The following is a 12,609-nucleotide window of genomic DNA, read 5'->3' on the forward strand; positions in this document are numbered from 1 at the left end:
TCCCGGTCACTCTACCGTCGTTGGCTCGGTGGCATGCTCGCTCGGGTGGAAGGCAACGAGATCACCGGAACCGCGGCGCTGATCGTCAGCAGCCGCGGCGAGTACCTGCTCCATCTGCGCGACAACCTGCCGCACGTGTTCCAGGGCGGCAGATGGGCTCTGCTCGGCGGCGCCCCGGAGCCCGGGGAGTCGCCGGGCGACGCGATCGTCCGCGAGCTGGCCGAGGAAGCCGTCGGTCTCACCGTCACCGGTCTCGAACCGTTCGTGGTCCAGGAGAACACCGGGGCGGACGGCACCACACGGCTCGTCCAGGTCTACACCGGTCGCTGGGACGGAGACCCTGACGAACTCGTCCTCACCGAAGGGGTGATGCTCAGGTGGTTCCCCGCCGACATGATGCCCCGACTGGCCATGTGTCCTGCGACCCAAGAAGTCATCAACGAACACCAGGCCACCGCACTCGCCCGGTGAGCTGGCGTTCCGGCGGGGAGCGGGGGATGGCGGGCGCCCGCGCATCCCCCGCTCGCGGACCGCTAGCGGCGCGTGGTCAGCACGGACGCGGGGCCCGTCCACTGGGAGCCGGTGGGCTCGTGATTGGCCGTGACGTCGATGGTCCGGCCCGAGGCCGAGATGTCCGACCCGTTGTGCGGCTGGGCACCGGCCGGCAGCTTCATGGACACCCACTTGTCGCCGGCGCGGCGGAGCACCGCACTGCTGGTGTCATCCGTCCCCTTCGTCAGGACGACAGGGGCGCCCTGGCTGATCGTGACCGCGCGGAGCCCCGCGGTCCCCTTCGGGAGCGTGACGTTGGTCCACTTCTTGCCGTCGTACTTCAGGGCCAGGCCCTGCCAGGTGCCGTCGGACTGCTTGGCCTCGCCCACGGCCCACACCTGCCCGCCCGGTCCGGCGACGACCGCGGTCAGGCCCGCGCGCTTGGCCGCGAGGTCGGGAGCGGGGACCTTGCTCCAGCGTGTGCCGTCGTAGTGCAGGATCAGCGGCTTCGCGGCGTTCTCGTTGAACGTACCGCCCACTGCCCACACGTCATCGGCGGCGACCGCGGTGACGCTCTCCAGGCTCCAGCCGCCGTTTCCTTCACTGAAGTCCGGGAGTTTCTGTGCCTTCCAGCGGTTGCCGTCCCAGTGCTCCAGCAGCCCTACGCTGCGGGAGTCGTCTTCCGAGGTGCGGACCTGCGTCCAGCCCGCTCCCCAGGCATCGTTGGGCGCGCGAGTGTCGACGGAGAGGAATCCGGCACTCTGGGTGCCCCGGGGCACCGGGGCGATCGCGGACTTCCAGGACGTGCCGTTCCAGCGCTGTGTCACCACACCGCCCGCCTGCTCGGCGTAGTCGCCGCCCAGTATCGCGTTGCGCGGCGAAGAGGCGTCGACGTCGTTGAACCGGACGTCGTAGGACTGGGGCACGGGCGCGGTCTTCACCTGCTTCCAGCCGGTGCTGTTCCGGTCGTCCCGCTCCCACAGGGTGGGTACGAATTCGAAGCTGTCCTCCCCTGTGGGGACGATCCGCCCGCCGGCCACCCACGTGGTGTGCGCGTCGGGCCGGGTCGAGGCGAAGGCCGGGGCGTTGCTCTGCGACACCTTCGACTGGCTCCACCCGGCGGCGCTCGACGAGGTCCCGGACGGCGAGGCCCCGGACGGCGAGTTCTCGGACGGGGCTGAGGTGGCCGCGAACGCCGACGTCGCGCCTGCTGCCACCAAGAGCGCGGCACTGACCGCGATCGCACTGCGGACGCCACGGCTGCTGTGCATTGTTTTCACGTTCTGCCCTTCCTGATGGACGTAAGTCACCTGTAACTGTCCGGAGGAAGAAGCGCGTTCCCGTTCATGTGTGCGGATCGGGCCGTACGCCGTCACGTTCACGGCCTAGGGTGAGGCGGGCCGGGGCAAGGGCGCCCCGGTCCGTGGTTCGAGCGAAGGGGCCGGCGATGTCAGTCGCACTGTTCACCCTGGGCGGGACGATCGCGATGGCGGGCGTCGAGAGAGGCGGTCAGGAGGCGGGCGGGCCCGTTGTCGCGCGGCTGACCGGGGCCGACCTCACCGCCGGCGTCCCCGGACTGGCCGAGCTGGGTACCCCGTTGGAGGTACGGGACGCCCACGCCGTCCCCGGTGCCGGCCTGACGACCGAGCAGGTCCTCACCGTCGTACGGGACGCCTCCCGCGCGGTGGCCGAGGGCGCGACCGGCGTCGTCGTCACCCAGGGCACGGACACGTTGGAAGAGACCGCTTACCTGGTCGACCTCGTATGGCCGCACGAGGAGCCGTTCGTCCTCACAGGCGCCATGCGCAACCCGACGCTCGCGGGTCCGGACGGCCCGGCCAACCTGCTCGCGGCGGCGCGGGTCGCCGCGGCCGCCGAGGCCCGCGGGCTGGGGGCGCTGGTGGTCTTCAACGACGAGATCCACGCGGCGCGCTGGGTCCGTAAGACGCACAGCACGAGTACGGCGACGTTCGCGTCCCCCAACGCCGGTCCGATCGGCCATGTCATCGAGGGCCGGGTACGCGTCCTGGTCCGGCCGCCCCGCCACGAGCCGTTGGCGGTCGCGCCCGGCCTGTCTGCCGTGGCCGACCTGCCTGCCAAGGCCGACGTGCCTGTCACGCCCGGCCTGCCCGTCTCGCCCGGCCTGCCTGCCGTGGCCGCCGTGCCGCCGGACGCGTCGGACGCGTCGGACGCTTCCGAGACACCGTGGCCGCGCGTGGCCCTGTACACGGTCACCCTCGACGACGACGGCGCGCTGCTCGACGGCCTGGCGCACACGCACGCCGGGCTGGTCGTCGCGGGCTTCGGCGTCGGGCACGTGCCGTCGCCGCTGGCGCCGGTCCTCGGCGGCCTGGCCGAGCGCATCCCCGTCGTCCTGGCCTCCCGCTGCGGCAGCGGCTCGGTCCTGCGTGCGACCTACGGCGCGGTCGGCTCGGAGGCGGACCTCCAGCGCCGTGGCCTGATCAACGCCGGTCTCCTCGACCCGTACAAGGCACGGATCCTGCTCCGGCTGCTCCTCGCGAACAGCGCCGGCCGCTCAGCCGTCGCGGCGGCTTTCGCCCGCCACGGCTGAGCGGCCCCAGACCCCAGGAAGCCGTGTCAGCGGAAAGGGAATGCGGTCCCCAGCGGGAGCGGCGCGCCTGACGGCTCAACCCGCACCCCACCGGGAACGCGCGGGCGAACGCTTACTTGTCGTGTTCGTCCTGCTCGTTGTGCTTCTCCTGCTTCTCCTGCTTGCCCTGCTGCGGGCCGAACGGGCCGAGGGGGATGTCGTTCCAGGTGGGGACAGTGATGTTGGGGACGATCCCCGCGCCGCGCTGGCCCTCCTCGGGGCCCTTCGCCTCGTCCATCGGTGCGGCCTCCGGCTGCGGGTTCGCGGCCGGGGTCGCCTCGTGGTGGTGCTCGGGAGCCGGCGCGGGCGCGGCGGCCGGGGTCGACTCGTGAGCCGGGGTCGCCTCGTGAGCCGGGGTCGACTCGTGGGCCGGGGCGTTGGGCGCGGGCGCGGGGGCCGGAGCCGGGGCGGCGGCCTCGTGGGTCTCGGCGGCGGGGGTCGACGGGGCACCAGGCTGTGACGGCTTGGCGACGACGGGCTCGGGGATCCCGACGGGGTTGTCAGGGGACAGCCGGTTGTTGTCGGTGACGGGAGCGGGAGCCGGGGCGGGGGCGGGCAGGATCGTGGCGTCGGCCGTGGCGTTGGACGGGCCGGTGGTGGCGGCCGAGCCGTCGGCGTTGGCGGCGGACATGCCGGTGGTCGCCGTGGTGAGGGGCTGGGTCGCCAGGGTGGCGGTGTCGGTGGGGGTGGCTGGGCGGGTGTCCGCGGCGGCAGGGCCGGCCGCGCCGACGAGGGCTGCCGTGGCGACGGCGAAGCCGGCGAGGACGGTGCGCATACGCAAACGCATTCGAATCTCCAAATCGGGTGAAGGGGCCCGAGATCATCGGGCGCGTCGACACCTCATTGCCCCGGCGAGGCGGGACTGCCAGGGAGATCACTCGAACGCGGGCGCTGATTCACGCGTATGCCATGCATTCTCCCCAGGACGGAGTCCTGGACGACCGCTGTGACCTGCGGCGTCCGCTCAGCCCTGGGGTAAACCCGGATCTTTCGCCCGCTACCGGTCGCGCGACAGCGGGGCTTGTGTTATTAGCGGCCCAGCATCTTCCCGTCGTAGCACCGGCCGAACCTGCTGTACTCGTCGCCGTAGAAGCCGAACGACCCGTGCGAGATCGACGTCTGGCCCGCGGCGGGGGCGTCGCCGCCGTAGGTGAAGGTGACGTGGCAGTCGCGCGGGGCGAACACCCAGTCGCCGTTGATGCAGGCGTGGGTCCCCTTCGGGCCCATGCGCGTGGGCGAGTCGAGGATCGCCCCCTGGTCGTAAAGCTGCTTGCGGTTGTCGCTGTAGCAGGCTCCGATGCCCGGACTGGCGGACGCGGGGGAGACGGCGGCGAACATCGCGCCGCCCGCCGCCACTCCGGTGCCCGTGGCCAGCAGCACGAGACGGGACAAGCGCTTCATCGGCAACCTCTGTCTGCGGGTGGATTCGGCTTGCATCCTCCCCGGTGAGGGGCCGTTCGGTACGGCGCGCGGCCGGCGCCACGCGGAAGACCGGTGGAAGGAGTGGCCGCGGAGGCGCGATGTTGACGGGCGCCGCGCATTCGGTTCCCGGGGTTGTTCGCCAGAGCTGCTCCGGAACAGTTCCGGAGCAGCTCCGAGGCTGCTTCCGCGCTACTTCGGGGCGACCCAGACCTGCCGCTTGTTGGTGTTCGCCGTGTAGAGCTGGATCTTGGTCCCGTTGGCGGTCGAGCCGCCGGTCACGTCGAGCACCTTGCCCGAGGCGACGTGCACGATCTGGCCCTTGGCGTTCACCGACCAGCGCTGTGAAGCCCCGCCGTTGCAGTCGAAGAGGCTGATCTTGTTGCCGTTCGTGCTCGCGTTGCGCGCGTTGTCCAGGCACTTGCCCAGCGCGCGGAACGTGCCGTCCTTGCTCAGGATCCACGACTGCGTCGCCGAGCCGTTGCACGTGTAGAGCTGGATCTGCGTGCCGTTGGCCACCTGCCCGCCCTTGACGTCGAGGCACTTGCCGCCGAGCCCGGTCACCTTCCCCTGCGGCGGCAGCGCCGCGCCGGCCCCTGCGGCGAGGTAGCGCAGCCCCTGCACGTCGAACTGCTGGACGTAGGTGCCCGCGCGCTTGTCGTGATAGCCGCTGTTGGTCTCCGTGCACATGACGGGCTTCTGGCCGGAGTCGCCGCCCTTGACGCAGTCACCGCGTGTCGCGCTGCGATCCGCGTGCGTCAGCCCCATCGTGTGGCCGACCTCATGGCTGATGTGGTTGCGCAGGAACGTCTCACCCCAGGATGGCGAGGGTTTGCCGTCCGCGGTGAAGAACGAGCTGTCGATGTACGCGTGTCCGCTGGTCACGGTGTCCGGTATGGACCGGGAGTGGAAGCCGCAACTCAGGTTCTTGGTCCCCGACCCGTCGTGGACGATCTTCCACGGGCTGCCGTCCGTGGTCGGCACGCACGGGCGCTTCAGCAGGCCGATGACCACGTCGCCCTTGGGCCTGACATAGTCCCAACCCACCGGCTTGGTGTCGACGGTGACGGGCAGGTTCGTGATGCGCCGCAGTTCCGCGGCCGACCTCTGCACATAGCGGGCCAGCCAGTCCGCGGACTTCTGGTCGTAGAACTTGATGGTGTAGCCGGTGGGCAGCAGCTTGGTCGCGCCGGCCGACTTCCACCCTTCGCCGTGGGGCGGCGCCGCCGCGGCCATCTTCCGGATGGACGGCGCCTTCAGCGACATGACCCCGTTCTTGAAGGTCGTCCCGTCGACGTCGGAGGCGCCGAAGTCCCCGGAGTGGACGTCGGAGTCGTCCGCCGCCGCACTCGCCGGTGCCCCTGCCGGGCGCGCGGCCTCCGGTGCCTTGCCGTCGGAGCCGAACGCACTGGAAGTGAGCGGCACGGCGGCGGCGACGGTCGCCGCGGCGCACGCGGCGAGGATGGATATGCGACGCTTGCGCGTCAAACGATGCCTGGCTGTGAATCGCAAGTCCCCGTTGGCCTTTCGCAGAAAGAAGGCGTGTCGACCCCGGCCGCTCGCCAGTTCGGGAGCCCGGGGTCGAAGTGATCTTAGGCGAGAGGAATCCGCGAAAGCTCACTCGGGAAGCCGGCCGGGCTCACTCGGGAAGCCGCCCGGACGCCAGGTACTCCGTCAGCAGCTCACCGGTCCGCCGGGTGGGCGGCCCCTCGCCGACGATGCCCAACTGACGGGCGAGATCGGGGAAGTGGAAGCGGGTGACCGCCTCGCCGGGGCCGAACTCCGCACCGGCCCGGCCGACCGCGTCGCGGCGGAGGCTGTACCGGGCCTGGCGTCGCACGGTTCGCCGGTGCGCCAGCCGGCGCGCCGGACCGGGCCAGCCCTGCCAGTCGGCGGCCAGCCAGCCGCGTTCCAGTGGCGAACCCAGCGCCTGAGCACAGATCCCGCAGGCCGCTGACACCACGAGCAGACCGGCGAGCAGCACGGCCGGCCGGGGCGATGTGCCCGCCCACTGGTCGGTGTACCGGCCGAGCCGGTCGGGCAGCACGGAGACGGCGCTCCAGTGCCGATCGGGCCGCGTACGCCCTGCACACCGCCGTACGGGCGCTGCGCGGAAGGCTGCCCGGGGCCCCGTCGCTGTGGGCGGCGCACATCCACGCCGGGGCCTAGGGCCGGAAATCCGGCGCGGTGCCGTCTTCCGGGGGCCGCTGACCGGCGGACTGACATCCAACGGTTAGCCTGCATCGGTCAGCGTCGCATAGACGTTCGCGCCAGCAGTCGACCACGGGGGACCTCAGCCATGTCCGCACCGCCGCCGCCCTCTCCGCAGCAGCCGAGCGAGCCGCGACAGCGCCCCGTACGCGGGCTCATCACCGCCATCGTGGCCTTGGCCGTCGTCGGCGGCGGGGCTTGGTACGTGGGGAAGGACAACGCCGAATCCGACGGCGGGAAGTCCGAGGCGGAGTCCTTGCAGGCTGCACAGGCCCAGGTGGAAAAGAAATACGACCTGCCGCAGGTCGGCGACTGCGTCAGGTTCCTGGACTCGAGCGAAGACGCGATGACGGCCACGGTCGACTGTGCGTCCGCCGAAGCGGAGTACAAGACAAGCGAGAGGTATACCGGCGCCAACGCGAAGTGCAGGTCGCACTTCGACAACAGCTTTCATCTCGTGGCCGACCGGGGCGTCGACGTCACGGTGTGCTTCACCAAGGTCTGACCATCGGCCTGTGTTTCGGCCGACGCCCCGCCGTGCCTGCTGGCGCGTCCCGTCGGGTTACGGGACGAGATCGGCCAGGCGGTCGACCTGGGTGGGGTCGGTGGACCAGCAGTAGAGCATGACCTCGTCCGCGCCCAGATCCGTGAAGCGGGCGATCGTCTCGCGGACGGCTTCCGGGGTGGTGAGCAGGCTGTCGACCGCCCAGGCCTGCGCGTTGCCGGTGAACGCGTAGTACGCCAACAAGGCGGCGCGCGCCTCGTCCGCCTGCTCGGCGCCGAGCGCGACGTTCGCCTGGGCGACGATGCGGGGACGCCCGGGGCGCCCGGCGCGCTGCCAGGACTCCTCGACCGTACGGAACAGGCCGCCCGCCCACGACGGCGGCGCGGCGGCGAGGAAGCCGTCGCCCCAGCGCGCGATCCGCTCCAGCGCGGCGGGCTTGAACCCGCCGAAGAGGACCTCCGGGCCGCCGGGCCGTGCGGGGCGCGGGCCGATGGGGCCCGCGGCGTCGCTGTAGGGCTCGCCGGACCAGACGCGGCGCATCGTCTCCATCTGCGCGTCGAGCCGGGCGCCGCGCTGCCGCAGTTCGGTGCCGGCGGCCGCGTGGTCGTCCTCGCGCCCGCCGATGCCGAGCCCGAGCACGAACCGCCCGCCGGACATCCGGTCGAGGGTGGCTGCCTGCTTGGCCAGCAGCGCGGTCTCCCGTAGGGGCGCGAGGAGTACCTGCGTCTGGACGCGGATGCGGCTGGTGGCCCCGGCGAGGGCCGCCAGGGTCACCAGGGGCTCGGGGTTGTCGTACACGAGCCGGTCCAGCAGCCCGAGCGTCGAGAACGGACCGGCGTCGGCACGCCGCGCCCAGTCGAACAGCGTGGCGGGGTCACCGATGGGAAGGCCAAGGCCGACATGCATGAGAACTCATCCTTAGGAAGGGCACGACGAATCGCGCGATCACGGATTGCTGATCGCTGTGCCGCCCCTCCTGCACCTCGGTCGCGCGATGGCGTGAGGTGGTGGCTCCCGCACTGCGGCGTTACTTCTGGAGAGCCTTGATCTTTAGAGTGCTTGCACCCTAGCGAACGCGACGAACGCGGTCCACTCCTCGGGGGAGAAGGAGAGGGTGGGGCCGGTCTTGTCCTTGGAGTCGCGGACGTGGACGGTGTGGGGGCAGGTGGCGACCTCTACGCAGGCGCCGCCGTTGTCGCCGCTGTACGTGGACTTGTGCCAGTCCAGGGCCACTTCGATGCACGCGCCGCCCGCGTCGCCGCTGTAGCTGGACTTGAACCATGCGAGTTCGGTGGTGTTCACAGTTCGCCTACCATCCGCTCGATCAACGTGGCGGACTCGCCGAGCGAGAGCGCCTGGGCCCTCAACATGCTAAAGCGTTCGATGAGTTCGCTCACCTGATTGCGATCTTCGATCAGCACCCCGCCCGCTTGGCCCTCGACGTAGGCCAGCCGCTCCCGTTCGGGCGTCTCCAGCAGCGTCCACGCGCCGTTGAAGCCCGCGTGGGCCTCGCGGGCCGTCGGCATCACCTGAATGGAGATGTTTCGCTTCTCGCCTAGCGCCAATAGGCGCTCCAATTGGCCGCGCATGACCTTGCGGCCACCGAGGGGCCTGCGGAGCACCCACTCCTCGATGACGAAGGAGAGGTGGGCTACGGGGACGCGCTCCAGCAAGGCCTGCCGTTCCAGGCGCGCCTCGACGCGCCGGTCGATCTCCTCCTGGCCGAGGATCGGCACGCGGGAGCCGAGCACTGCGCGGGCGTACTCCTTGGTCTGTACGAGGCCGTAGAGCACGAGGCTGTCGTAGGCCCACAGACTGACCACCTCGGCCTCCAACTCCGCGTACGGAAGGAACCACGACGGAAGCCGCTGTTCCCGCTCCAGATGCTTGGCCGCGCTCTTGATCACCCCCTTCGCGTTCAGCAGTGCCTCCGCGCCTTCGACGTACTTCGGGCTCGGCATTCGCCTGCCCTTCTCTACGCTCGCCACCGTCGCTGGCGAGTACTTCACATGCCCGGCAAGTTCTTCGCGGGTGACACCCTGCGCCTCCCGAAGCGCCTTCGCGACCGCGCCGAACATGCGCATGCTTGCTGAGCCTTCGGTACTGCCCTCCATGGCCTGCCCCCTCACTCCGATACAGCCGTTGCGTACCTGCGCCAGTCCTGGTCAGGCTAGGCACGGGCGGCCACATTTGACCGCATGAAGACGCAAACACCACCCGAAGTGGTGCTCCAACTCCGCGCCGACCCGGCCCAGTTCTCCGGGCTCCGGCGCATCATCGGCGCGCACCTGCGCCTGTGGGGCCGGTTCCCGCTCGCCAGCGCGGCGGAGTTGTGCGTGACGGAGCTGCTCAGCAACGTGCACCGGCACGCGGGGTCGCCGGAGTGCGAGCTGTCGCTGCGGCTGCTGGCGGACGGCGTGGAGGTCGCCGTCAGCGACCGCTCGTACGTCCTGCCCCGGGTCACGGGGCTCCCGGCCTGGCGGTCGGAGACCGGGCGCGGGCTGTCCGTGGTGGCCGGGGTCGCGGACAACTGGGGGACGACGCCGACCGCGTCGGGCAAGCGCGTATGGGCGGTGCTCCGGTGATCACGCACCAGCTGATCGGCTCTGTCGCGGCGTGGAGCTGGCTGGAGACGACGGAGGTCGGGACGGCGGCTTTCGTGCTGATGGCGCGGCCGGAGCCGGACGAGCGGATGGCGGCGCTCGCGGACGGGATGGGACTGGTCACCCCGCGCCGGCGGCTGCCGAGTGTGGGGCCGCGCGTCGTGCTGCGCGGGCTGTCGTACGCGGCGGTGCGGGTGGACGGGTGCGACCACGTGATCGGGGTCCTGGTCGGCGAGCGGTGGTCGCGGTTCGTGGCCGGGGGCGGGCCGGTGGTGCTGATGGCCGGGCTGCGGCCGTTGCCGAGGGGCGCGTCCCGCGACGAGGTCGACGCGTACATCGCCGCCGCGACCACCGCCGACCGCATCCGGCTCGGCGTCGCCCACGCCCGGGGCGCCCGGTGACCGTCCCCGTACCACCACGATGCTTGGCGTGACACGGCTGGCGATCCCCGGCCAGATAGTCGAGTTCGAGGGGACCGCCGTCGCTTCAGGAGGCGTTCGATCGGCGTCCTGATCGCGGTCGGTGGGGTTGACGTCGATGTGCAGCCAGAGCTTCCCCGGCTTCGGCTCGTCCCTGCGGCAGACCGTACCGGGCGAGGCGAGCAGGTGGAAAGGGTCTTTGGGTCCTCGCCTCGCCCGGCCGGGCCGCCGGGACGACAGGCCCTAGAGGCCGACGTCCCACCAGCCGCCGTGGCCGTGACCGTGGCCGTGCCCATGGCAGTGGCCGCCGCCGAGGATGCCCCCGCCGCCGTGGCCATGGTGGCCGTGCCCGTGTCCGTGGCAGTCGCCGCCGCCGAGCGGCGCGGCCGCCGACGGCGCCGTGAGCGGTGTCGCCTGCGCGGCACCGGCACCGGCCAGTGGCAGGGCCGCCACGGCGGTGGTGAGCAGGACTGCGGCTGCTGTCCGCTGGAGCTTATTCATGATCGAACTCCTTGATGTCTACGGAAGGAGACATCTCGGACAGTAGGTCGACGGCATCCTTCCGTCGCGCCGAGCGTTACGTCACTGCTCCATTGGAGTGCGTCATCACCGATGCCTGGTAATGACGGATAAACCATGGTGATGCGTCCCGTCCGCCGTACGACGGCGGGACCGTCTACCGGCTGTGGAACTCACGGCGGGGCGCCCGGTAGCCTCGTCCCGATGCTCCTTTGTTCGCAAACGGATTGGCTCACGAGAGTTTTCGCGTAGCGAATACGCCGAGGTGCAGACAAGAATCCGGGAGGGTGCGGCACCGGGAAGTCACCGGGGCCGCACTTTCCTTCTCATGGAGGGGCACCGTGTCTGTTCGTTCGAGGGCCACCGCCGCCCTGGTTCTGCTTTGTGTAGTCACCGGTTGCGCGGGGAGCGCGGATTCCGGGCCGAAGGCGAAGCCTTCGAAGGCGGGCGGGCCGACCGCTCCCGTTCCTCCACCAGGCGAGGAGGCGAAGGCAATCAGTGTGCCACTGGACCGCTACGATCCCTCGCCCGCCGAGATGCAGACGATGAGCGCCGCCAGGGACGTGTTGATCGGGACGTGCATGCGGCGGAAGGGTCTGGAATGGAAGCTGGTTCCGCGAGCATCCGAGGAGGACGCCGCACCGCGTAACCGCCGCCGATACGGGGTCGTCGAGCCCCGTATCGCGGAGGTCTACGGCTATCACCTTCCGGCGGACCGTCCGACGGTCGCGAGGCGCTCGGCGGCCATGGAGGAACGGGAGAAGGGACTCGGCGCAGCCGAGAGGAAGGCGGCATTCGGCTCCGGACAGAAGCTGGGCGGCTGCGCGAAGAAGGCCCAGGAGGTGTTGCTCAAGGACGTCCCCGACGCGGACTTCGGCTTGCTCGACGACACCATCGGCGCGACTTATGAGCAGTCCATGAAGGACCGGGCGGTGGTGCGGGGCTTCCGCGCCTGGAGCGCCTGCATGGCGCGGCAAGGTTATCGCTATGCCGATCCGATGGAGGCCATTACGGACAAGCGGTGGCTCAAAAGCGACCATGTCTCCCGCGAGGAGATACGGCAGGCGCGGGTGGATGTGCGCTGCAAGAAGCAGACGAAGCTGGTGTCGGTCTGGAACGCGGCGGAGAACCGCATCCAGCGCGAGGCGATCAAGGTCAAGCCCGAGGCGTTCAAGCGGCTGGAGCAGGCACAGCGGGAGCGGATGGCAGCCGCGTACCGGGTATTGGGGACGAGTTGAGCGCCGTGTTCGAAACGCCTTTACCCGCGCCTGATTCGGTGTTTTACTCGAGTCGTTGATCTTCTCCTCGGTAAAGAAAGGACAGCTTACATGAAGCGCAAGGTCGTTGGGGCTCTGGGTGCCCTGTCCTTGAGCGCGGTCGCTCTGGTGGGCTCTGGCACGGCTGCGCAGGCTCAGGGGGACGAGGCGGCCTCGACCGGTGACCTCCAGCGGCGCGGCGCCTCCTGCCAGTCGGTCAGCCTGTGTCTCTACGAGCACGACGACTACGAGGGCAAGAGAGTTGTCATCCCTGCCCGAAAGATAGTGACGGATCTCAGGGACCTCGGCTTCGACAACATGGCCAGCTCGATGGCGAACCTGACCCATTACGACGTCACCCTGTATCAGTTCGCCCACTACTCGGGTGTCCGCTACATCGCGAAGAACGGCAGCACGGACGCGGACTTCACCAACAACGATTTCGATAACAAGGCCAGTTCGCTCTACTGGGACAACTGAGACACCCGCTCGTCGTGCCCCGTCTGTAACTATCCGCCAAAGGGTAGTTACAGACGGTCGGGGAGGGGGGTGGGGGCGCGGAATTCCTCGGCAT

General features: G+C 70.4%; 17 protein-coding genes and 1 pseudogene. 8 read left to right on the top strand and 10 right to left on the bottom strand.

What is annotated here, in order from left to right; all coding sequences use genetic code 11:
* The first annotated feature begins 33 nt into the window (after nucleotides 1–33).
* Nucleotides 34–471: an NUDIX domain-containing protein gene (locus tag Q3Y56_RS18280; RefSeq protein WP_304462984.1), complete on the top strand. Its 438-nt coding sequence runs from the start codon at nucleotides 34–36 to the stop codon at nucleotides 469–471.
* Between the two features lie 62 nt (nucleotides 472–533).
* Here Q3Y56_RS18280 and Q3Y56_RS18285 read toward each other — a convergent pair whose 3' ends face one another.
* Nucleotides 534–1,592, bottom strand: coding sequence for a hypothetical protein (locus tag Q3Y56_RS18285; RefSeq protein ID WP_304462985.1), 1,059 nt, complete (start codon nucleotides 1,590–1,592; stop codon nucleotides 534–536).
* Here Q3Y56_RS18285 and Q3Y56_RS18290 point away from each other — a divergent pair.
* Together Q3Y56_RS18290 and Q3Y56_RS18295 are read left to right on the top strand one after the other, a co-directional pair.
* Complete coding sequence (locus Q3Y56_RS18290; RefSeq protein WP_304462986.1) at nucleotides 1,579–1,788, top strand: hypothetical protein; 210 nt, start codon at nucleotides 1,579–1,581, stop codon at nucleotides 1,786–1,788. The genes Q3Y56_RS18285 and Q3Y56_RS18290 overlap by 14 nt on opposite strands.
* Before the next feature lie 151 nt (nucleotides 1,789–1,939).
* The gene (locus tag Q3Y56_RS18295; protein WP_304462987.1) at nucleotides 1,940–3,064 is read left to right on the top strand and encodes an asparaginase; all 1,125 of its coding nucleotides are present in this window, start codon (nucleotides 1,940–1,942) and stop codon (nucleotides 3,062–3,064) included.
* 112 nt (nucleotides 3,065–3,176) lie between these two features.
* Here the strand turns inward: Q3Y56_RS18295 and Q3Y56_RS18300 are convergent, their stop codons facing one another.
* The 4 genes from Q3Y56_RS18300 to Q3Y56_RS18315 all read right to left on the bottom strand — a co-directional run bounded on the left by Q3Y56_RS18300 (nucleotide 3,177) and on the right by Q3Y56_RS18315 (nucleotide 6,569).
* On the bottom strand, nucleotides 3,177–3,890 hold the full coding sequence (locus Q3Y56_RS18300) for a hypothetical protein (protein WP_304462988.1): 714 nt from the start codon (nucleotides 3,888–3,890) through the stop codon (nucleotides 3,177–3,179).
* Nucleotides 3,891–4,132: 242 nt separating this feature from the next.
* On the bottom strand, nucleotides 4,133–4,504 hold the full coding sequence (locus Q3Y56_RS18305; protein ID WP_304462989.1) for a hypothetical protein: 372 nt from the start codon (nucleotides 4,502–4,504) through the stop codon (nucleotides 4,133–4,135).
* A gap of 210 nt (nucleotides 4,505–4,714) precedes the next feature.
* Nucleotides 4,715–6,010, bottom strand: a complete 1,296-nt coding sequence (locus tag Q3Y56_RS18310; RefSeq protein ID WP_304462990.1) for a ricin-type beta-trefoil lectin domain protein — start codon at nucleotides 6,008–6,010, stop codon at nucleotides 4,715–4,717.
* Nucleotides 6,011–6,161: 151 nt separating this feature from the next.
* Complete coding sequence (locus Q3Y56_RS18315) at nucleotides 6,162–6,569, bottom strand: hypothetical protein (RefSeq protein ID WP_304462991.1); 408 nt, start codon at nucleotides 6,567–6,569, stop codon at nucleotides 6,162–6,164.
* Between the two features lie 333 nt (nucleotides 6,570–6,902).
* Here Q3Y56_RS18315 and Q3Y56_RS18320 point away from each other — a divergent pair, with 333 nt between their 5' ends.
* A complete protein-coding gene (locus Q3Y56_RS18320) occupies nucleotides 6,903–7,238 on the top strand; it encodes a hypothetical protein (protein ID WP_304462992.1) in 336 nt (111 codons plus the stop codon).
* A gap of 57 nt (nucleotides 7,239–7,295) precedes the next feature.
* On the opposite strand, the gene Q3Y56_RS18325 is transcribed toward Q3Y56_RS18320, so the two are convergent.
* The 3 genes from Q3Y56_RS18325 to Q3Y56_RS18335 all read right to left on the bottom strand — a co-directional run bounded on the left by Q3Y56_RS18325 (nucleotide 7,296) and on the right by Q3Y56_RS18335 (nucleotide 9,352).
* Entirely contained in the window at nucleotides 7,296–8,144 is an 849-nt protein-coding gene (locus tag Q3Y56_RS18325) for an LLM class flavin-dependent oxidoreductase (protein WP_304462993.1), read from the bottom strand.
* A 144-nt stretch (nucleotides 8,145–8,288) separates the two neighbouring features.
* Nucleotides 8,289–8,540: a DUF397 domain-containing protein gene (locus Q3Y56_RS18330; RefSeq protein ID WP_304462994.1), complete on the bottom strand. Its 252-nt coding sequence runs from the start codon at nucleotides 8,538–8,540 to the stop codon at nucleotides 8,289–8,291.
* Nucleotides 8,537–9,352 (bottom strand): helix-turn-helix transcriptional regulator, encoded by an 816-nt coding sequence (locus tag Q3Y56_RS18335; RefSeq protein WP_304462995.1) that lies wholly within the window; start codon nucleotides 9,350–9,352, stop codon nucleotides 8,537–8,539. Before Q3Y56_RS18335 ends, Q3Y56_RS18330 begins: the two co-directional genes overlap by 4 nt.
* Before the next feature lie 84 nt (nucleotides 9,353–9,436).
* On the opposite strand from Q3Y56_RS18335, the gene Q3Y56_RS18340 reads away from it, so the two are divergent.
* Both Q3Y56_RS18340 and Q3Y56_RS18345 read left to right on the top strand, forming a co-directional pair.
* Entirely contained in the window at nucleotides 9,437–9,823 is a 387-nt protein-coding gene (locus tag Q3Y56_RS18340; RefSeq protein WP_304462996.1) for an ATP-binding protein, read from the top strand.
* Entirely contained in the window at nucleotides 9,820–10,242 is a 423-nt protein-coding gene (locus tag Q3Y56_RS18345; RefSeq protein WP_304462997.1) for a hypothetical protein, read from the top strand. The genes Q3Y56_RS18340 and Q3Y56_RS18345 overlap by 4 nt, the downstream gene beginning before the upstream one ends.
* A gap of 99 nt (nucleotides 10,243–10,341) precedes the next feature.
* On the opposite strand, the pseudogene Q3Y56_RS18350 reads toward Q3Y56_RS18345, so the two are convergent.
* Together Q3Y56_RS18350 and Q3Y56_RS18355 are read right to left on the bottom strand one after the other, a co-directional pair.
* Nucleotides 10,342–10,419 (bottom strand): annotated as a pseudogene (locus Q3Y56_RS18350) (VOC family protein); the annotation flags it as partial.
* Between the two features lie 84 nt (nucleotides 10,420–10,503).
* On the bottom strand, nucleotides 10,504–10,761 hold the full coding sequence (locus Q3Y56_RS18355; protein ID WP_304462998.1) for a hypothetical protein: 258 nt from the start codon (nucleotides 10,759–10,761) through the stop codon (nucleotides 10,504–10,506).
* Between the two features lie 518 nt (nucleotides 10,762–11,279).
* Here Q3Y56_RS18355 and Q3Y56_RS18360 point away from each other — a divergent pair.
* Both Q3Y56_RS18360 and Q3Y56_RS18365 read left to right on the top strand, forming a co-directional pair.
* Nucleotides 11,280–12,017: a hypothetical protein gene (locus Q3Y56_RS18360; protein ID WP_304462999.1), complete on the top strand. Its 738-nt coding sequence runs from the start codon at nucleotides 11,280–11,282 to the stop codon at nucleotides 12,015–12,017.
* A 90-nt stretch (nucleotides 12,018–12,107) separates the two neighbouring features.
* Nucleotides 12,108–12,515, top strand: coding sequence for a peptidase inhibitor family I36 protein (locus tag Q3Y56_RS18365; RefSeq protein WP_304463000.1), 408 nt, complete (start codon nucleotides 12,108–12,110; stop codon nucleotides 12,513–12,515).
* Nucleotides 12,516–12,609 lie beyond the last annotated feature (94 nt).

Origin of the sequence: Streptomyces sp. XD-27, assembly GCF_030553055.1 — a bacterium.
Lineage (GTDB): Bacteria > Actinomycetota > Actinomycetes > Streptomycetales > Streptomycetaceae > Streptomyces.